18 protein-coding genes are annotated in these 19,720 nt (G+C 41.0%); 15 read left to right on the top strand and 3 right to left on the bottom strand.

Going from position 1 to position 19,720, the window contains the following annotated elements:
- Positions 1–24 precede the first annotated feature (24 nt).
- The 13 genes from ACXYSL_RS01995 (at position 25) to metK (ending at position 14,745) form a co-directional block, all read left to right on the top strand.
- Positions 25–1,185 carry an ABC transporter substrate-binding protein gene (locus tag ACXYSL_RS01995; RefSeq protein WP_061597843.1) on the top strand — a complete coding sequence of 387 codons (1,161 nt, stop codon included), beginning with the start codon at positions 25–27 and terminating at the stop codon, positions 1,183–1,185.
- 120 nt (positions 1,186–1,305) lie between these two features.
- Positions 1,306–2,175, top strand: a complete 870-nt coding sequence (locus ACXYSL_RS01990) for a branched-chain amino acid ABC transporter permease (RefSeq protein ID WP_000941407.1) — start codon at positions 1,306–1,308, stop codon at positions 2,173–2,175.
- Positions 2,176–2,178: 3 nt separating this feature from the next.
- Complete coding sequence (locus ACXYSL_RS01985; protein WP_458623819.1) at positions 2,179–3,135, top strand: branched-chain amino acid ABC transporter permease; 957 nt, start codon at positions 2,179–2,181, stop codon at positions 3,133–3,135.
- Positions 3,135–3,899 (top strand): ABC transporter ATP-binding protein, encoded by a 765-nt coding sequence (locus tag ACXYSL_RS01980; RefSeq protein WP_001186016.1) that lies wholly within the window; start codon positions 3,135–3,137, stop codon positions 3,897–3,899. Before ACXYSL_RS01985 ends, ACXYSL_RS01980 begins: the two co-directional genes overlap by 1 nt.
- On the top strand, positions 3,899–4,609 hold the full coding sequence (locus ACXYSL_RS01975; protein WP_458623818.1) for an ABC transporter ATP-binding protein: 711 nt from the start codon (positions 3,899–3,901) through the stop codon (positions 4,607–4,609). Before ACXYSL_RS01980 ends, ACXYSL_RS01975 begins: the two co-directional genes overlap by 1 nt.
- Positions 4,610–4,999: 390 nt before the next feature.
- A complete protein-coding gene (locus ACXYSL_RS01970; protein ID WP_084868468.1) occupies positions 5,000–5,656 on the top strand; it encodes a CBS domain-containing protein in 657 nt (218 codons plus the stop codon).
- Between the two features lie 110 nt (positions 5,657–5,766).
- Positions 5,767–6,862, top strand: a protein-coding gene (gene prfB / locus ACXYSL_RS01965; protein ID WP_142357779.1) for a peptide chain release factor 2 whose coding sequence is annotated in 2 segments (ribosomal slippage) — positions 5,767–5,838 and positions 5,840–6,862 — 1,095 coding nt in all. Because the reading frame shifts where the segments join, the coding sequence is not laid out codon by codon here.
- 17 nt (positions 6,863–6,879) lie between these two features.
- Complete coding sequence (ftsE, locus tag ACXYSL_RS01960) at positions 6,880–7,572, top strand: cell division ATP-binding protein FtsE (RefSeq protein WP_000022271.1); 693 nt, start codon at positions 6,880–6,882, stop codon at positions 7,570–7,572.
- Positions 7,565–8,491 (top strand): permease-like cell division protein FtsX, encoded by a 927-nt coding sequence (gene ftsX, locus ACXYSL_RS01955; protein ID WP_000625557.1) that lies wholly within the window; start codon positions 7,565–7,567, stop codon positions 8,489–8,491. The genes ftsE and ftsX overlap by 8 nt, the downstream gene beginning before the upstream one ends.
- A 218-nt stretch (positions 8,492–8,709) precedes the next feature.
- A complete protein-coding gene (locus ACXYSL_RS01950) occupies positions 8,710–10,896 on the top strand; it encodes a PTS transporter subunit IIBC (RefSeq protein ID WP_000974084.1) in 2,187 nt (728 codons plus the stop codon).
- A gap of 51 nt (positions 10,897–10,947) precedes the next feature.
- Positions 10,948–11,763, top strand: a complete 816-nt coding sequence (locus ACXYSL_RS01945; protein ID WP_220107057.1) for an endonuclease/exonuclease/phosphatase family protein — start codon at positions 10,948–10,950, stop codon at positions 11,761–11,763.
- A 103-nt stretch (positions 11,764–11,866) separates the two neighbouring features.
- Positions 11,867–13,210: a DEAD/DEAH box helicase gene (locus ACXYSL_RS01940; protein WP_061418111.1), complete on the top strand. Its 1,344-nt coding sequence runs from the start codon at positions 11,867–11,869 to the stop codon at positions 13,208–13,210.
- A 344-nt stretch (positions 13,211–13,554) separates the two neighbouring features.
- Positions 13,555–14,745: a methionine adenosyltransferase gene (gene metK, locus ACXYSL_RS01935; RefSeq protein WP_000003926.1), complete on the top strand. Its 1,191-nt coding sequence runs from the start codon at positions 13,555–13,557 to the stop codon at positions 14,743–14,745.
- A 72-nt stretch (positions 14,746–14,817) separates the two neighbouring features.
- Here the strand turns inward: metK and ACXYSL_RS01930 are convergent, their stop codons facing one another.
- Together ACXYSL_RS01930 and ACXYSL_RS01925 are read right to left on the bottom strand one after the other, a co-directional pair.
- A complete protein-coding gene (locus ACXYSL_RS01930; protein WP_000767203.1) occupies positions 14,818–15,117 on the bottom strand; it encodes a DUF1827 family protein in 300 nt (99 codons plus the stop codon).
- Positions 15,118–15,175: 58 nt separating this feature from the next.
- The gene (locus ACXYSL_RS01925) at positions 15,176–15,628 is read right to left on the bottom strand and encodes an NUDIX hydrolase (RefSeq protein WP_458623817.1); all 453 of its coding nucleotides are present in this window, start codon (positions 15,626–15,628) and stop codon (positions 15,176–15,178) included.
- A 176-nt stretch (positions 15,629–15,804) separates the two neighbouring features.
- Here ACXYSL_RS01925 and ACXYSL_RS01920 point away from each other — a divergent pair, with 176 nt between their 5' ends.
- Both ACXYSL_RS01920 and ACXYSL_RS01915 read left to right on the top strand, forming a co-directional pair.
- Positions 15,805–16,707, top strand: a complete 903-nt coding sequence (locus ACXYSL_RS01920; protein WP_458623816.1) for a helix-turn-helix transcriptional regulator — start codon at positions 15,805–15,807, stop codon at positions 16,705–16,707.
- A 54-nt stretch (positions 16,708–16,761) separates the two neighbouring features.
- Positions 16,762–17,376 (top strand): GyrI-like domain-containing protein, encoded by a 615-nt coding sequence (locus ACXYSL_RS01915; protein ID WP_458623815.1) that lies wholly within the window; start codon positions 16,762–16,764, stop codon positions 17,374–17,376.
- A 42-nt stretch (positions 17,377–17,418) separates the two neighbouring features.
- Here ACXYSL_RS01915 and ACXYSL_RS01910 read toward each other — a convergent pair whose 3' ends face one another.
- Entirely contained in the window at positions 17,419–19,680 is a 2,262-nt protein-coding gene (locus ACXYSL_RS01910) for an ATP-dependent Clp protease ATP-binding subunit (protein ID WP_458623814.1), read from the bottom strand.
- Between the last annotated feature and the right edge of the window lie 40 nt (positions 19,681–19,720).

The raw sequence follows: 19,720 nt of genomic DNA, 5'->3' as shown, positions 1-19,720 counted from the left end.
GAAACAACTATAAGGAGATTAAAAATGAAGAAAAAATTTGCCCTATCTTTTGTGGCTCTTGCTAGCGTAGCTCTTCTCGCTGCCTGTGGAGAGGTCAAGTCAGGAGCGTCAAATACAACTGGTAACCCAGTAGACGAAAAGACTATCAAAATCGGTTTTAACTTTGAAGAAACAGGTGCTGTAGCTGCCTATGGTACTTCTGAACAAAAAGGTGCTCAACTTGCTGTTGATGAAATCAATGCTGCAGGTGGTATCGATGGAAAACAAATCGAAGTTGTAGACAAAGACAACAAGTCAGAAACTGCTGAAGCAGCTTCTGTTACAACGAACCTTGTAACCCAATCAAAGGTGGCAGCTATTGTAGGACCTGCGACATCTGGTGCAACTGCTGCAGCTGTAGCTAACGCTACCAAAGCAGGAGTGCCATTGATCTCACCAAGTGCTACTCAAGATGGATTGACTAAAGGTCAAGATTACCTATTTATCGGAACATTCCAAGATAGCTTCCAAGGGAAGATTATTTCAAACTATGTGACAAACAAATTGAATGCTAAGAAGGTTGTTCTTTATACTGACAATGCTAGTGACTATGCTAAAGGTATTGCTAAATCTTTCCGTGAAACCTACAAGGGTGAGATTGTAGCAGATGAAACGTTTGTAGCAGGTGATACAGACTTCCAAGCAGCCCTTACTAAAATGAAAGGGAAAGAGTTTGACGCTATCGTTGTCCCAGGCTACTACACAGAAGCAGGTAAAATCGTAAATCAAGCCCGTGGTATGGGAATTGATAAACCAATCGTTGGTGGTGATGGATTTAACGGTGAAGAATTTGTTCAACAAGCAACAGCTGAAAAAGCATCAAACATTTACTTCATCTCAGGATTCTCAACTACAGTTGATGTTTCTGAAAAAGCTAAAGCCTTCCTTGAAGCATACCGTGCTAAATACAATGAAGAGCCTTCAACCTTCTCAGCCTTGGCCTATGACTCAGTTTACCTAGTAGCAAATGCTGCAAAAGGTGCTAAAAACTCAGGTGAAATCAAGGACAACCTTGCTAAAACCAAAGATTTTGATGGTGTAACTGGTCAAACAAGCTTTGATGCTGACCACAATACAGTGAAAACTGCTTACATGATGACTATGAACAATGGTAAAGTAGAAGCAGCAGAAGTTGTAAAACCATAACATTAGAATAGTAGTTGAAATAGGGAATGAGCCTTTGACTCACTCCCTGTTTCGGTGTTTATGAACTTGTGAAAATGATGAAAATTTTCTAAAAAATAACGATAGAAAAGAGTGAATGCTATGCTCCAACAACTTGTGAATGGTTTAATTCTGGGTAGTGTTTATGCACTTTTGGCCTTGGGTTATACCATGGTTTATGGAATTATCAAACTCATCAACTTCGCCCACGGTGATATTTATATGATAGGTGCCTTTATTGGTTACTTTTTGATTAATTCCTTCCAAATGGATTTCTTTTTAGCTTTGATTATTTCAATGGCAGGAACCGCACTACTTGGTGTTGTGATTGAATTTCTTGCCTACCGTCCTTTGCGACACTCTACACGCATTGCTGTATTGATTACTGCCATCGGGGTGTCTTTCCTACTGGAATACGGAATGGTTTATCTCGTGGGCGCCAATACTCGTGCCTTCCCTCAAGCAATTGAAACCGTCCGTTTTGATTTCGGGCCAATTAGCTTGACAAATGTTCAATTGATGATTTTAGCAGTTTCTGTACTCTTGATGGTTTTATTGCAATTGATCGTTCAAAAAACAAAAATGGGGAAAGCCATGCGTGCGGTATCAGTTGATAGCGACGCAGCTCAATTGATGGGAATTAATGTAAATCGTACAATCAGCTTTACCTTTGCTTTGGGTTCAGCCCTTGCTGGTGCGGCAGGTGTCCTTATTGCCCTTTACTACAACTCTCTTGAACCTTTGATGGGTGTGACTCCAGGTCTGAAATCATTCGTTGCGGCCGTACTCGGTGGTATCGGGATTATTCCTGGTGCAGCTCTAGGGGGATTTGTGATTGGCTTGTTGGAAACTTTTGCAACTGCCTTTGGTATGTCTGATTTCCGTGATGCCATCGTTTATGGAATCTTGCTTCTGATTCTGATTGTTCGACCTGCGGGTATCCTTGGTAAGAATGTGAAAGAGAAGGTGTAAACAATGAAGACAAATCTTAAAGTAAATATTCTCTGGTTATTCCTTCTGTTAGCGGGTTATGGATTGATTAGCGTGCTGGTTTCTGCTGGTGTTCTCAATCTATTCCATGTTCAAATTTTAGAACAAATTGGGATTAATATCATCCTTGCAGTAGGTCTGAACTTAATCGTTGGTTTTTCAGGACAATTTTCACTCGGTCATGCAGGTTTTATGGCGATTGGGGCTTATGCAGCAGCGATTATTGGTTCAAAATCACCAACCTATGGTGCCTTCTTTGGAGCAATGGTCTTGGGTTCCTTGATTTCTGGTGCAGTCGCTTTGCTCGTTGGGATTCCAACACTACGCTTGAAGGGGGACTACCTGGCTGTTGCAACACTAGGTGTTTCAGAAATCATTCGTATCTTTATCATTAATGGTGGAAGTTTGACCAACGGTGCTGCTGGTATCTTGGGTATTCCAAACTTTACCAACTGGCAAATGGTTTATCTTTTTGTAATTATCACAACTATTGCAACCCTCAACTTCCTACGTAGTCCAATCGGACGCTCTACTCTATCTGTGCGTGAGGATGAGATTGCTGCAGAGTCCGTTGGGGTAAACACTACAAAGATCAAGATTATCGCTTTTGTCTTTGGAGCTATTACAGCAAGTATTGCTGGTTCACTTCAGGCTGGTTTTATCGGATCTGTTGTACCAAAAGATTACACCTTTATTAATTCCATCAACGTGTTGATTATCGTTGTATTTGGTGGACTTGGATCTATTACTGGTACCATCGTTTCAGCGATTGTTTTAGGAATTTTAAATATGCTCCTTCAAGATGTAGCTAGTGTACGTATGATTATCTACGCTTTGGCTCTTGTATTGGTCATGATTTTCAGACCAGGTGGACTTCTTGGGACATGGGAATTGAGTCTATCACGTTTCTTTAAAAAATCGAAGAAGGAGGGACAAAACTAATGGCACTACTTGAAGTTAAACAATTAACCAAACATTTTGGCGGTCTAACAGCTGTTGGAGATGTCACTCTTGAATTGAACGAGGGAGAATTGGTTGGTCTGATTGGACCAAACGGGGCTGGTAAAACAACCCTTTTCAATCTCTTGACCGGTGTTTATGAACCAAGCGAAGGTACTGTGACACTAGACGGTCACCTCCTAAATGGGAAAACTCCCTATAAGATTGCTTCACTTGGACTCAGTCGTACTTTCCAAAATATTCGTTTGTTCAAGGATCTGACAGTTTTGGAAAATGTTTTGATTGCATTTAGCAATCATCATAAACAACATGTCCTCGCGAGCTTTCTACGCTTGCCTGCTTTCTATAAGAATGAGGAAGAATTAAAAAGTAAAGCGTTGGACTTGCTGAAAATCTTTGATTTGGATGGCGATGCAGATACACTTGCTAAAAATCTAGCCTATGGTCAACAACGTCGATTAGAAATCGTTCGTGCTCTAGCAACAGAACCTAAGATCCTCTTTTTGGATGAACCTGCAGCTGGGATGAATCCACAAGAAACAGCTGAATTGACAGAATTGATCCGTCGTATCAAAGATGAATTTAAAATTACCATCATGCTCATCGAACACGACATGAATTTAGTTATGGAAGTCACTGAGCGTATCTATGTTCTTGAATATGGTCGATTGATTGCTCAGGGAACTCCTGACGAAATTAAGACGAATAAACGTGTTATCGAAGCTTATCTAGGAGGTGAAGCCTAATGTCTATGTTAAAAGTTGAAAACCTCTCTGTGCATTACGGTATGATCCAAGCAGTTCGTGATGTAAGTTTCGAGGTTAATGAAGGTGAAGTTGTTTCCCTTATCGGTGCCAATGGCGCTGGTAAAACAACCATTCTTCGCACCCTTTCAGGTTTGGTTCGTCCAAGTGCTGGTAAAATTCAGTTTTTAGGAAAAGAAATCCAAAAGTTGCCAGCGCAAAAAATCGTGGCAGGTGGCCTTTCACAAGTTCCTGAGGGACGCCATGTTTTTCCGGGTTTGAGTGTTATGGAAAACTTGGAAATGGGAGCCTTTTTAAAGAAAAATCGTGAAGAAAATCAAGCCAACTTGAAAAAAGTCTTTTCACGTTTCCCTCGTCTGGAAGAACGCAAAAACCAAGATGCGGCAACTCTTTCAGGCGGTGAACAGCAGATGCTGGCTATGGGACGCGCTCTCATGTCTACACCTAAGCTCCTCCTCTTGGATGAGCCGTCAATGGGACTTGCCCCTATCTTTATACAAGAAATTTTTGATATCATTCAAGATATTCAGAAGCAAGGAACAACAGTTCTTCTAATTGAACAGAACGCTAACAAGGCCCTCGCTATCTCTGACCGTGGTTATGTCCTTGAAACAGGAAAGATTGTCCTATCAGGAACAGGAAAAGAACTCGCAGCATCAGATGAAGTCAGAAAAGCATACCTAGGTGGCTAAACTAGTCTGGGAGACTAGTTTAGGTTGCAGATGGAGATTACGAAGTAATCATCATTATAGTCCAGTGGATTGTTTTAGTCGGCGGATGAGAATTGCAAAAGCAATTCCCCTAACGTCCAGGGGACCTTTTTAGTCAGCAGATAGAGATTGCGTAGCAATCATCAGAACCAGTAGATTGTTTTAGTCGGCGGATAAAGATTGCGTAGCAATTTCCTAAGTGATGAAATAAAACCGAATGAGGATTATTAAAGCCTCATTCACAGAGCTCGAAATCAGAGCTCTTTTTTGTAAGAGGTTAGCTTTTTTAGAATCTTTAAAAGATCTGACAGCGTTTGATTGATTGTGTAAGAAAGTGTATAATGAAAGTAGAAATAGAGAAGGAGAAGTCTCATGGCAGTTAAAGATTTTATGACACGCAAGGTAGTTTATATTAGTCCAGATACGACTGTAGCACACGCAGCAGATTTGATGCGCGAGCAAGGTTTGCACCGTTTACCTGTTATCGAAAACGATCAATTAGTCGGATTGGTAACAGAAGGAACCATTGCGGAAGCCAGCCCATCTAAAGCAACCAGTCTCTCTATCTATGAGATGAATTATCTTCTGAATAAAACCAAAGTAAAAGATGTAATGATTCGAGATGTCGTGACGGTTTCTGGCTATGCTAGTCTAGAAGATGCGACCTACCTGATGCTGAAAAATAAAATTGGGATATTACCAGTCTTAGACAATCATCAGGTCTACGGCGTCATTACAGACCGCGATGTTTTTCAGGCTTTCTTGGAAATCGCTGGATACGGAGAAGAGGGGATCCGCGTTCGTTTTATCACAGAAAATGAAGTCGGTGTACTGGGAAAAATTGTAGCTCTAATCGTAGAAGAAAATCTAAATATCTCGCACACAGTTAACATTCCACGTAAGGATGGGAAGGTAGTCATCGAAGTTCAAATTGATGGAAAAATCGATTTGACTTCATTAAAGGATAAGTTTGAAAAAGAAGGAATTCAAGTGGAGGAAATCACTCAGACCTCTGCCAAAGTCCTTTAAACCAGAGGCTTTCGGGCCTCTTTTCTTCTGCCACAAAAAGCGATGAAAAGCAAAATATGGAAAGAAATAAGAGATTATGGTATAATAAAACGATATGAAAAGGAGTATCTATGGACATTTCAGAAATTCGTCAAAAAATTGACGCAAATCGTGAAAAATTAGCTTCTTTTAGGGGGTCTCTTTGACCTCGAAGGCTTAGAGGAAGAGATTGCCATCTTGGAAAACAAGATGACAGAACCTGATTTTTGGAACGATAATATCGCGGCCCAAAAAACGTCGCAAGAATTAAATGAATTAAAAAATACCTACAATACCTTCCGTAAAATGGAAGAGTTGCAGGATGAAGTTGAGATTTTGTTGGACTTTTTAGCAGAAGACGAGTCAGTCCATGATGAACTGGTCGAGCAGCTAACCGAGTTGGATAAGATGATGGCCAACTACGAGATGACCCTTCTCTTGTCAGAACCTTATGACCATAATAATGCCATCTTGGAAATTCATCCAGGATCTGGTGGTACTGAGGCTCAGGACTGGGGGGATATGTTGCTCCGTATGTACACTCGTTATGGAAATGCAAAAGGCTTTAAAGTAGAAGTTTTGGATTACCAGGCAGGTGATGAAGCAGGTATCAAGTCTGTGACCTTGTCTTTTGAAGGACCGAATGCTTATGGCCTACTTAAATCAGAAATGGGTGTTCACCGTTTGGTCCGTATTTCACCATTTGACTCTGCCAAACGTCGCCATACTTCATTTACATCCGTAGAGGTTATGCCTGAACTGGATGATACTATCGAAGTGGAGATTCGTGAAGATGATATCAAAATGGATACCTTCCGTTCAGGTGGTGCTGGTGGACAAAACGTCAATAAAGTTTCAACAGGTGTGCGTTTGACACACATTCCTACAGGGACTGTCGTCCAATCAACGGTCGATCGTACCCAGTATGGAAATAGAGATCGTGCCATGAAGATGTTGCAGGCTAAGCTCTATCAGATGGAGCAAGAAAAGAAAGCTGCGGAAGTTGATTCTCTCAAAGGTGAGAAAAAAGAAATCACATGGGGAAGTCAGATCCGTTCATATGTCTTCACACCTTATACTATGGTAAAAGATCACCGTACAAGCTTTGAAGTTGCTCAGGTAGATAAGGTGATGGATGGAGACCTTGATGGTTTCATCGATGCCTACCTCAAGTGGCGAATCAGCTAAGATAGAAAGGAACTCATATGTCAATCATTGAAATGAGAGATGTTGTCAAAAAGTATGACAATGGAACGACTGCCCTGCGTGGTGTCTCTGTCACCATTGAACCAGGAGAGTTTGCCTATATCGTAGGACCTTCTGGGGCAGGTAAGTCAACCTTTATTCGAGCTTTATACCGAGAAGTAAAGATCGAAAAAGGAAGCCTATCAGTTGCAGGCTTTAATCTAGTTAAAATTAAGAAGAAAGATATCCCGCTTCTACGTCGTAGTGTTGGGGTTGTCTTTCAAGATTACAAACTCTTGCCTAAGAAAACGGTTTATGAGAATATTGCCTACGCAATGGAAGTTATCGGAGAGAATCGCCGTAACATCAAAAAACGTGTTATGGAAGTATTGGACCTAGTAGGTTTAAAACACAAGGTTCGTTCTTTCCCGAATGAACTCTCAGGTGGAGAACAGCAACGGATTGCGATTGCCCGTGCGATTGTCAACAATCCTAAAGTATTGATTGCTGATGAACCAACAGGAAACTTGGACCCAGATAATTCGTGGGAAATTATGAATCTGTTGGAACGCATCAATCTTCAAGGTACAACTGTTTTGATGGCGACCCACAACAGCCAGATCGTAAATACCTTGCGCCACCGTGTCATTGCCATTGAAAACGGCCGTGTCGTTCGTGACGAAGCTAAAGGAGAATATGGATACGATGATTAGTAGATTTTTTCGCCATTTATTTGAATCATTAAAGAGTTTAAAACGAAATGGCTGGATGACAGTAGCAGCAGTAAGTTCGGTTATGATTACCTTAACACTCGTTGCCTTGTTTGCATCTGTAATTTTTAATACAGCAAAACTGGCTACCGATATTGAAAACAACGTTCGTGTTATGGTCTACATTCGTAAGGATGTAGCAGATAACAGTGAAACGATTGAAAAAGAAGGTCAGACAGTTACCAATAATGACTACCACAAGGTCTATGATGCTTTGAAGGCGATGCCTGCTGTAAAAAGTGTTACCTTCTCAAGTAAAGAAGAACAATACGAGAAACTGACGGAAACCATGGGTGACGATTGGAAGGTCTTTGAAGGGGATGCAAATCCTCTCTATGATGCCTATATCGTCGATACAAATTCTCCAAGTGATGTTAAAACAGTAGCTGAAGAAGCGAAGAAAATTGAGGGAGTATCAGAAGTTCAAGATGGTGGAGCCAACACTCAACGACTTTTCGAACTGGCTTCCTTTATCCGTGTTTGGGGATTGGTTATTGCAGGACTCTTGATTTTTATCGCAGTCTTCCTCATTTCCAATACCATCCGTATTACCATTATTTCACGTAGTCGTGAGATTCAGATCATGCGTCTTGTTGGAGCGAGAAATGGTTATATCCGTGGCCCATTCTTGCTAGAAGGTGCTTTTATTGGCTTGCTTGGCGCAGCGATTCCCTCAGTTCTTGTATTCTTTGTTTACAATATCGTTTATCAATCGGTCAATAAATCCTTGGTAGGTCAAAACTTATCAATGATTACGCCAGATGTGTTTGTCCCTTTGATGACAGTTCTACTATTTGTAATCGGAATTTTCATTGGTTCAATTGGTTCAGGAATTTCGATGCGTCGATTCTTGAAAATCTAATTGGATATAAATGCAAATTGCAGAACAAATCAGAAAAATGATACATTTTTAAAAGAGAAGTTTTCGTAAACTTCTCTTTTTTCTTCTAAAAATTAAAAAAAGTAGACAATTTTTTTATAAAAGCCTTTACAAAAAAAAATAAAGTGGTATAATTGAATTATAAATAAGTGCAAACGTTTTCGTAAAACGTTTGCCTAAAAAATATAAAGGAGATTTGAATGATGAAAGATACATTCAAAAATGTCTTGTCTTTCGAATTTTGGCAAAAATTCGGTAAGGCATTGATGGTGGTTATCGCTGTTATGCCAGCGGCTGGATTGATGATTTCAATCGGTAAGTCGCTTGCATTGATTGACCCAAATCTTGCCCCACTTGTTATTACAGGTGGAATTCTTGAGCAAATCGGTTGGGGAGTTATCGGTAACCTTCATATTTTGTTTGCTCTTGCTATCGGTGGTAGCTGGGCTAAAGAACGTGCAGGCGGTGCATTTGCAGCAGGACTTGCCTTTATCTTAATCAACCGTATCACTGGTACTATCTTTGGAGTTACAAGTGATATGCTGAAAAACCCTGAGGCTATGGTCACTACCCTCTTTGGAGGCTCAATCAAAGTTTCTGATTACTTCATCAGTGTTCTTGAAGCACCAGCATTGAACATGGGTGTTTTTGTAGGGATTATCTCTGGTTTTGTAGGGGCAACTGCCTTTAACAAATACTACAACTACCGTAAACTTCCTGATGCGCTTTCATTCTTCAATGGGAAACGCTTCGTACCATTCGTTGTCATCCTTCGTTCAGCTATTGCAGCAATTGTACTTGCAGCTTTCTGGCCAGTTGTTCAAACAGGTATCAACAACTTTGGTATCTGGATTGCCAATTCACAAGAAACAGCACCTGTTCTTGCACCATTCTTGTATGGTACTTTGGAACGTTTGCTCTTGCCATTTGGTCTTCACCACATGTTGACTATCCCAATGAACTATACAGCTCTTGGTGGTACTTATGACATTTTAACTGGTGCAGCTAAAGGTACTCAAGTATTCGGTCAAGACCCACTATGGCTTGCATGGGTAACAGACCTTGTAAACCTTAAAGGTACTGATGCTAGTCAATACCAACACTTGTTAGATACTGTTCACCCAGCTCGTTTCAAAGTTGGTCAAATGATCGGTTCATTCGGTATCTTGATGGGTGTCATCGTTGCTATCTACCGCAATGTTGAAGCAGACAAGAAACACCAATACAAAGGAATGATGATTGCAACAGCTCTTGCAACTTTCTTGACAGGGGTTACTGAACCAATCGAATACATGTTCATGTTTGTTGCAACACCTCTTTATCTTGTATATTCTGTTGTTCAAGGTGCTGCCTTCGCTATGGCTGATATTGTTCACCTTCGTGTGCACTCATTCGGTTCAATTGAATTCTTGACTCGTACTCCGCTAGCTATCAACGCTGGTCTTGGTATGGATATCATTAACTTTATCTGGGTAACTGTCCTCTTTGCAGTCATCATGTACTTCATTGCCAACTTCATGATTAAGAAATTCAACTATGCAACTCCAGGACGTAACGGAAACTATGAAACTGCTGAAGGAGCATCAGAAGATGCAACTCCAGGAGAAACAAAAGTTGCAGCAGCTTCTCAAGCTGTAAATATCATTAACCTTCTTGGTGGTCGTGCAAACATCGTAGATGTAGATGCATGTATGACTCGTCTTCGTGTAACTGTTAAGGATGCAGATCGTGTTGGTACTGAGGAACAATGGAAAGCAGAAGGCGCTATGGGTCTTGTCATGAAAGGACAAGGTGTCCAAGCTATCTACGGACCAAAAGCTGACGTATTGAAATCTGATATCCAAGACATCCTTGACTCAGGTGAAGTAATTCCTGAAACTCTTCCAAGCCAAATGACAGAAGCTCAAAAAAATACTGTACATTTTAAAGGTGTAACTGAGGAAGTTTACTCAGTAGCTGACGGTCAAGTTATTGCCTTGGAACAAGTGAAAGATCCAGTCTTTGCTCAAAAAATGATGGGTGATGGTTTTGCAGTAGAACCAGCAAATGGAAACATTGTATCTCCAGTTACAGGTACTGTATCAAGTATCTTCCCAACAAAACATGCACTTGGACTTGTTACTGAATCAGGTCTTGAAGTACTTGTTCATATTGGTTTGGATACTGTAAGCCTTGAAGGAAAACCATTTACTGTTCACGTTTCTGAAGGACAAAAGGTTGCAGCAGGTGATCTTCTTGTTACAGCTGACTTGGATGCTATCCGTGCAGCAGGTCGTGAAACATCAACAGTGGTTGTCTTTACAAATGGTGATGCTATCAAATCAGTTAAATTAGAACAAACAGGTTCTCTTGCAGCTAAAACAGCAGTTGCTAAAGTAGAATTGTAATATACTCGAGGTTGGAAGCTGTTTTCCAACCTCTTGTTTTAGGAGAAAAGCATGAAATTTTTAACACTCAATACTCATAGTTGGATGGAAAAAGAAGCAGAGGAAAAATTCCAGCTCTTGCTCCAAGATATTCTTGACAAAGATTATGATTTGATCTGTTTTCAAGAAATTAATCAAGAAATGACTTCGCCGGAGGTAGAGGTTAACAATCACTATCAAGCTTTGCCATCAGCAGAACCTATTCATCAGGATCACTATGTACGACTTCTGGTTGAAAAATTGGCTGAGAAAGGGAAAAACTACTACTGGACTTGGGCTTATAATCATATTGGCTATGACCGCTACCATGAAGGTGTAGCTATCTTATCCAAAACACCTATTAAGGCGCGTGAGATTTTAGTATCAGATGTAGATGATCCAACGGACTACCATACTCGCCGTGTTGCCTTGGCTGAGACAGAGGTTGAAGGCAAGGAACTTGCTCTTGCAAGCGTCCATCTCTCTTGGTGGGATAAAGGTTTCCAAGAAGAATGGGCACGATTTGAGGCTGTATTAAAAGAGTTGAACAAACCTCTGATTTTAGCAGGTGATTTTAATAATCCAGCTGGTCAGGAAGGCTATCAAGCGATTTTAGCTAGTCCATTAGGATTACAAGACGCGTTTGAAGTTGCGAAAGAAAGAAGTGGTAGCTATACCGTTCCACCAGAAATTGATGGCTGGAAAGGCAATACCGAGCCGCTACGAATCGACTATGTCTTTACGACAAAAGACTTAGAAGTAGAAAGTTTGCATGTAGTTTTTGATGGAAAAAATAGTCCACAAGTCAGTGACCACTATGGTTTGAATGCTATTTTAAACTGGAAATAAAAATGAAAGGAATTACTTCCTTTCATTTTTTGATTCTCGAACTGGACTACTGAAAATGTTCAAAATATGGTATAATGGTTAGATGAATAGAATCGAGGATAATATGTCATTTACGAAATTTCAGTTTAAAAACTATATAGAAAAGGCATTGGAGGAGTTGAAGTTTACGACTCCTACCGAAGTTCAGGAAAAGTTGATTCCTATTGTCTTGGCAGGTCGTGACTTGGTCGGTGAGTCAAAAACAGGTTCAGGAAAGACTCATACTTTCTTATTACCCATTTTTCAGCAATTAGATGAAACTAGCGATAGTGTTCAAGCGGTCATTACTGCACCAAGTCGTGAGTTGGCCACTCAAATATACCAAGCAGCCCGTCAAATCGCAGCCCACTCAGATGTCGAAGTTCGTGTGGTTAATTATGTAGGTGGTACGGATAAGGCGCGTCAGATTGAAAAACTTGCCAGCAACCAACCACATATCGTTATTGGAACGCCAGGTCGCATCTATGACTTGGTCAAATCTGGTGATTTAGCCATTCATAAGGCCAAGACATTTGTAGTTGATGAAGCCGATATGACCTTGGATATGGGATTCTTGGAGACAGTCGATAAGATTGCAGGGAGCCTTCCAAAAGACTTGCAATTCATGGTCTTTTCAGCGACCATTCCACAAAAATTGCAACCGTTCTTGAAAAAATACTTGTCAAATCCTGTCATGGAAAAAATCAAGACCAAGACAGTCATTTCTGATACAATTGATAACTGGTTGATTTCGACCAAGGGTCGCGACAAGAATGCTCAAATTTATCAGTTGACTCAGTTGATGCAACCGTATTTGGCAATGATTTTTGTTAACACTAAAACGCGTGCTGATGAATTGCATGCATATTTGACTGCTCAAGGATTGAAGGTAGCAAAGATTCATGGAGATATTGCCCCTCGTGAACGCAAGCGGATTATGAATCAGGTGAAAAATCTAGATTTTGAGTATATTGTCGCAACGGACTTGGCAGCGCGTGGAATTGACATTGAAGGTGTCAGCCATGTTATCAATGACGCCATTCCGCAAGACTTGTCCTTCTTTGTTCACCGTGTTGGACGAACTGGGCGCAACGGACTGCCTGGTACGGCTATTACCCTTTACCAGCCTAGTGATGACTCGGATATCCGTGAGTTGGAAAAATTAGGTATCAAGTTTACTCCTAAGATGGTCAAAGACGGAGAGTTTCAAGATACCTATGACCGTGATCGTCGTGCCAATCGTGAAAAGAAGCAGGACAAGCTTGATATCGAAATGATTGGCTTGGTTAAAAAGAAAAAGAAAAAAGTCAAACCAGGCTACAAGAAGAAGATTAAATGGGCGGTGGATGAAAAACGTCGCAAAACCAAGCGTGCTGAAAATCGTGCTCGTGGCCGTGCAGAGCGGAAAGCCAAACGCCAAACATTTTAAGAACAAAATTGGAGCTGAATGGCTCCTTTTTGTACCTTCGTTTTATAAATTTTCGAAAAGAATGCAAAAATGAGTAAAAAGTGGTATAATGATAAGGTTATATAGTCCCGATAAGATGGTAGAAATTTCTATCAGTACTTTGTAACTCGCAAAGAATGATGGCTCCAAAGTCGCTCGTCATTCTACGGTTGCCGCTATCATGCGGTCACCCTATGCGCCTTACTAGCTTCAGAAATAAAAAAGTATCGTTTTTATTTCTTTCGCGTCGTAACTCTTAGACAATAGAAAATTTCTATCAGTACTTTGTAACTCTATAACAATATTTTTTAAGGGGGGACATTTTTATGTCAGAACGTAAATTATTCACGTCTGAATCTGTATCTGAGGGGCATCCGGATAAGATTGCAGACCAAATTTCAGATGCGATTTTGGATGCTATTTTAGCAAAGGATCCAGAGGCGCACGTTGCTGCTGAGACAGCTGTATACACTGGTTCTGTCCATGTTTTTGGTGAAATTTCTACAAATGCTTATGTGGATATCAACCGTGTGGTTCGTGATACCATTGCAGAGATTGGTTATACGAATGCAGAATATGGTTTTTCTGCGGAAACAGTTGGAGTTCATCCATCGCTTGTTGAGCAGTCGCCGGATATCGCCCAAGGTGTTAACGAAGCCTTGGAAGTCCGTGGAAGTGCAGATCAAGATCCGCTTGACTTGATTGGTGCTGGTGACCAAGGTCTCATGTTTGGATTTGCAGTGGATGAGACAGAAGAACTCATGCCATTGCCAATCTCACTCAGCCACAAGTTGGTTCGTCGTTTGGCAGAACTTCGTAAGTCTGGTGAAATCAGTTATCTTCGTCCAGATGCCAAATCACAAGTTACAGTTGAGTACGATGAAAATGATCGTCCAGTACGTGTGGACACAGTCGTTATTTCAACTCAGCACGATCCAGAAGCTACTAATGAACAAATCCATCAAGATGTGATTAACAAGGTTATCAAAGAAGTTATTCCAGCTTCTTACTTGGATGAGCAAACAAAATTCTTCATCAATCCGACTGGCCGCTTTGTAATCGGTGGACCTCAAGGAGACTCAGGTTTGACTGGTCGTAAGATCATCGTGGATACCTATGGTGGCTATTCTCGTCATGGTGGCGGTGCCTTCTCTGGTAAGGATGCGACTAAGGTGGATCGTTCTGCGTCATATGCAGCTCGCTACATTGCCAAGAATATCGTGGCAGCAGGTCTTGCTAAGAAAGTAGAAGTGCAATTGGCCTATGCCATCGGTGTGGCACAGCCTGTTTCTGTTCGTATCGATACTTTCGGTACAGGAACAGTAGCTGAAAGCAAACTTGAAAAAGCAGCGCGTCAAACCTTTGATCTTCGCCCTGCAGGAATTATCCAAATGCTGGATCTTAAACGTCCAATTTACCGTCAAACAGCGGCTTATGGACACATGGGACGTACAGATATTGACCTTCCATGGGAACGTTTGGACAAGGTAGAGGCTTTGAAAGAAGCTGTGAAATAAAATAAAAAAGATTGGTAGTTGTGTACTACCAATCTTTTTTGCAAGTGAAAACCAGCTTAAAAGCTGGTCTTATTATTTTATAGGGATTGAGATCTCAATCAATTTATCCGAATAGAGGGTTTTGATATTTGCTTCATCGATACTTTCTTTGTCGATTTTACGTTTCAAGAAGAAGTCTTGGATGGTTTCAATTTCGGGTTCACGAATAGCACGGTGTTTGTTCGAAATGAGGATTTCATAGTGAAGCGGGGCTTGTGTGAAAACCACATCTGTATTTCCGGCCGAATAGACCTCAACAAGAGTTGCGTCAGTACTTTCTAATTGGCTTTTAACAAGTTGCGAGTGTGAATTAGTCGTGTTGATAAGCTTCATAACAGTTCCTCCGATTTTCTAACTCTATTATAGCACTTTTTGGATAAAATCGTGCAATTTAGTCAATTCCATGCTGGATTTTCCAAGCTTCAATTCCCCATTTATGGCTACCACGTTTGAGTTTTTCAATTGCTTCATCAATAGGAAACCAAGTAATATGATTAAAATCTTCCAATGGTTTTTGTACTTCTTGGAAAGAAGTAGCTTCATAGAGATAAGCTGGGTTGTAGTAGTAGGTATCACGGTGGCGAGAGTAGAAATACTCATCAGCTTGCCCATAATAGGTTCCAATCTCAGCTGTAAAGCCAAGTTCTTCGATTAGTTCTCTTTTCAGTGCTTCTTGATGATCTTCGCCTGCTTCAATCTCTCCACCTGGCAAGAACCAAGCCCCATTGGGAGCTTGAACTAGGACAATTTGTTTTTTCTCCGCATCCGGAATAACTGCGTAAACTCCATAGCGGGGCTGGTAGGTCACATTCTCTTTTTTTTCACCAAAAGTTGGGTTTGCCATTGCATTTTCCTCATTCTCTAGTATCTTTATTATTATCATAATGGACGAGGGACTAGCTGTCAAGAATAAACCAACGAACTTGTGCAGAAAAAGCTACTTTGTCTTGGTCAATCCTTGTCTCGTTAAACTTTCCAACCCTAGCACTATAACTGGTATAATAAAAGAGAGGTGATTTTATGGCAGAAGCAAGACTATTTCGTATCCTATATCTACTTTTAGAAAAAGGCAGTACAACGGCTCCTGAATTAGCTCGATTGTTTGAAGTATCTGTACGAACGATTTATCGCGATATTGAGCGGTTGAGTATGGCGGGAATTCCTCTTTATTCAGTTCCTGGAAAGGCAGGTGGGATCTTTTTAATGAAAGACTTTGTTCTGGATCGTACTCTCGTATCGGAGGATGAAAAATTAGAACTTCTGTCAGCTTTGCAAGGAATTCAAGCCCTGACCGATGATAGGCAAGACCTGTTACTTGAAAAATTGGAATCTATTTTTCAAGTTTCTACTAGCCCTTGGATAGAAGTAGACTTGACTGACTGGAGGAAGCGAGAAGGTCAAAAAGAATTATTTGATAACATCAAACATGCTATTCTAGAGAAAAGGCAACTGGTGATTACTTATCTAGGTGGGTGTGGTCAGAAAACGATTCGTACAGTCGAGCCCTTTAGACTCATATTTAAAAAGAGAGATTGGTATCTTTATGCCTACTGTTGTTTGAAAGAAGAGTGGCGTTTTTTCAAATTATCCAGAATTAGGAATTATCACCTAACAACTAAAACTATGAAGCAGAAAAATGTGCTGGATTGCGTCGATAGTTCAGATCAAGTGGCAAATCAAATCGAAGTTTCCTTGAAGTTTAGCCCCAAGCTTGCTTTCCGGGTTTATGAAGATTTTTCAGAAGATGAGATTAGCTTGGGGAAAGATGGATGTTATTATGTCAAGACAGTCCTACCAGAGCATGAAAGTCTGTATACGTACCTCCTGTCTTATCTAGATGGAGTGGAAATACTCGAACCCGATTATGTGAAGAAGGAACTGCTTTCTAGAGTAGAAAAAATCCAAAAACTTTACAAACCTTGACAAAAGATGTCAGGGTTTTGGTGCTATACTAGAGACAGAAAGGAGAAGAACCAAATGAAATACGAATGGAGAAAAGAAGCAAAAGCTCTTTATCAAGTGAAGGCTAGGCCCAGCATCTTGCAGGTGCCAGGTCAATCCTATATCGTGATTGATGGTAAAGGCGATCCAAATCAAGAAGATTTTTCAGAACGCGTAGGGGCCTTATATACCTTAGCCTATGCGATAAAGATGAAGTATAAAAAAGCTCCTCTGGATGAGGTTTATACTGATTTTACTGTCTTTCCTTTAGAAGGTGTATGGAAAAAGGAGAAGGAGGGAGAACTGGTAAAAAGTGAGCTTTCTTATAGTATTATGATTGGGCAACCCGATTTTATTACGAGAGAACTATTTGAAAAAGCTTTGGAAGAGGTGAAAATCAAGAAGCCAAATATTCTCTATGAGGCTGTTCGTTTTGAAAAGATAGAAGAAGGCCCAAGCCTTGCTATGCTTCATGTAGGACCTTTTGATACTGAAAATGAGACTTTTGCAGAGATGGAGCATTTTTGTCAACTTCATAAACTCAAAAGAACTTCGGAAGTCCACCGAGAAATTTATCTTAATAATCTTCATCGAACGGAGCCAAGCAAATTAAAAACAATCCTTCGCTATCAAGTTCAAGAAGAGAATTAAAAAAGAACAGGAAACAAGATTCCCTGTTCTTTTTTATGAGTTCTAATCTTCTCTTTCAGAAGTAACCTCTTCTGTTTTTTCAGTTTTTTTTGCAGATTTGATTTGAATCTTACCATTGCTTGTCATAACTGCCTTGAGGTCTTTTTCACTTGGATTTTCAAGGTAGTAGTCTGTGATAGCATCCTCAATATGGTCTTGAATGGTACGACGGAGTGGCCGTGCCCCCATTTTTGGATCATATCCCAAGTCAACCAACTTTTCCTTGACCTTGTCTGTCACATCGAGATGGATGTTGTTGCTAGAAAGGCGTTTGTTGACATCCGCTAGCATGAGATCGACGATTTGGAGAAGGTTGTCCTTGCTGAGAGGTTTAAATTCGATAATGCCGTCAAAACGGTTCATAAACTCAGGACTAAAGAAGTTGCCGAGTTCACCGAGAACAGAGTTGGTTCGACCTTCACGAGCAGCTCCAAAACCAACGCTGGCTTCGGCCTTACCAGTACCGGCATTTGAGGTCATGATGATGATGGCATCCTTAAAGCTAACTGTATGTCCTTGCCCGTCTGTCAAACGGCCATCATCTAAGACTTGAAGGAACATGTGCATGACATCTGGATGGGCTTTCTCGACCTCATCGAGAAGGATGAGTGAGTATGGATTACGACGAACTTTTTCCGTTAACTGACCCGCTTCATCGTAGCCAACATAACCTGGAGGGGCACCGACTAATTTAGCCACACTGTGTTTTTCCATGTATTCACTCATATCAAAGCGAATCATGCTGTCAGCAGAGCCAAAGAGCTCAATGGCTAGTTGTTTGGAAAGTTCTGTCTTACCGACACCAGTTGGTCCGACAAAGAGGAAACTTCCGATTGGGCGGTTAGGAGTTCCAAGTCCAACACGATTACGACGGATGGCTTTGGCAATCTTATCGACAGCTTCATCTTGACCAATGACATGAGCTTTGAGGTCGTCTGCTAGATGGATAAGCTGAGACTGTTCTTTTTCTTTTAGCTCCCCAACAGGGATATTAGTTTTCTGCTCGATGATGTGCTCAATGGTTTTCTCGCTAATGATAGGAGTATCCTGACCGGTCACCTTGTTCTTTTGCATTTCCTTGTACTTGGCAATCTGATCACGGAAGTAGGCAGCTTTTTCAAAGTCTTCCTCTCGTGTAGCTTGAGCCTTGAGATTCTCAGCTTCAATTAAACGCTGATCAATCACTTTAGGATCAACAAAGTTCAGCGTCAGATTCATCTTAGAACCAGCTTCATCTAACAGGTCAATAGCCTTGTCTGGCAAGAAGCGGTCTTGGATATAGCGATTGGAAAGATTTGCAGCAGCTTCGATAGCAGCGTCTGTGTACTTGACGTGATGGTAGTCTTCGTATTTCTTTTGAACCCCTTTGAGGATGATAATGGTTTCTTCGACAGTTGGTTCATCAACTTTGACAGGTTGCATACGGCGTTCGAGGGCAGCATCTTTTTCAATGATACGGTATTCATTGAGAGTAGTGGCGCCGACCAGTTGCAATTCACCACGGGCAAGGGCTGGTTTGAGGATATTTCCTGCATCCATATTGCCATCGCCAGCAGATCCTGCACCAACAATTTCATGGATTTCGTCAATAAAGAGGATGATGTCCTCGCGTTTGCGAATTTCTTCCATGAGTTTTTGCATGCGTTCTTCAAATTGGCCTCGAATCCCTGTTCCTTGAACTAGACTAACCACATCCAGACGGATGACCTGCTTGCCTTGGAGTTTATGGGGAACATCACCATCGACAATCTTCTGAGCTAGACCTTCAACAACAGCTGTTTTACCAACACCTGGTTCTCCGATAAGGACAGGATTGTTTTTGGTTCGACGGTTGAGGATTTCGATAACGCGGATAATCTCCTCGTCTCGGCCGATAACAGGGTCAATATCTCCTCGACGAGCTATTTCAGTCACGTTGATACCATATTCCTCTAGGAGCCCTCTTTCTTGGCTAGGAGGAGGTGTTTGAACAGGTCCGCGGTTTTGAGGTCCGTATCCCCCATTGCCTCCGTATCCCCCACCGGATTGAGTTGGAGGGACGTTATTTGAAGAAGCCCTGAAATTGTTCAAATCATTGAAAAAGTCTCCGAAAGGATCAAAGTCATGATTGTTTAAATCAGTCATTCCTTTAAAGAGGGTATTATTTGGATCTGTTTTGATAATTTTATAGCAATTTTGACAGAGATCAATTTGCTTTTGCTGTCCATTGATATTGGTATACAGATGAATTGTTGAGTCGTTAATTTTACAGTTTTGACAGAGCATAACATCTACCTCATTTCATTCTTATTCTTGGCCTAAGAAA

This window comes from Streptococcus sp. V913, assembly GCF_054353455.1.
The sequence above is the reverse complement of the archived record's forward strand: the minus strand, read 5'-3'. Positions and strand labels throughout refer to the sequence as shown.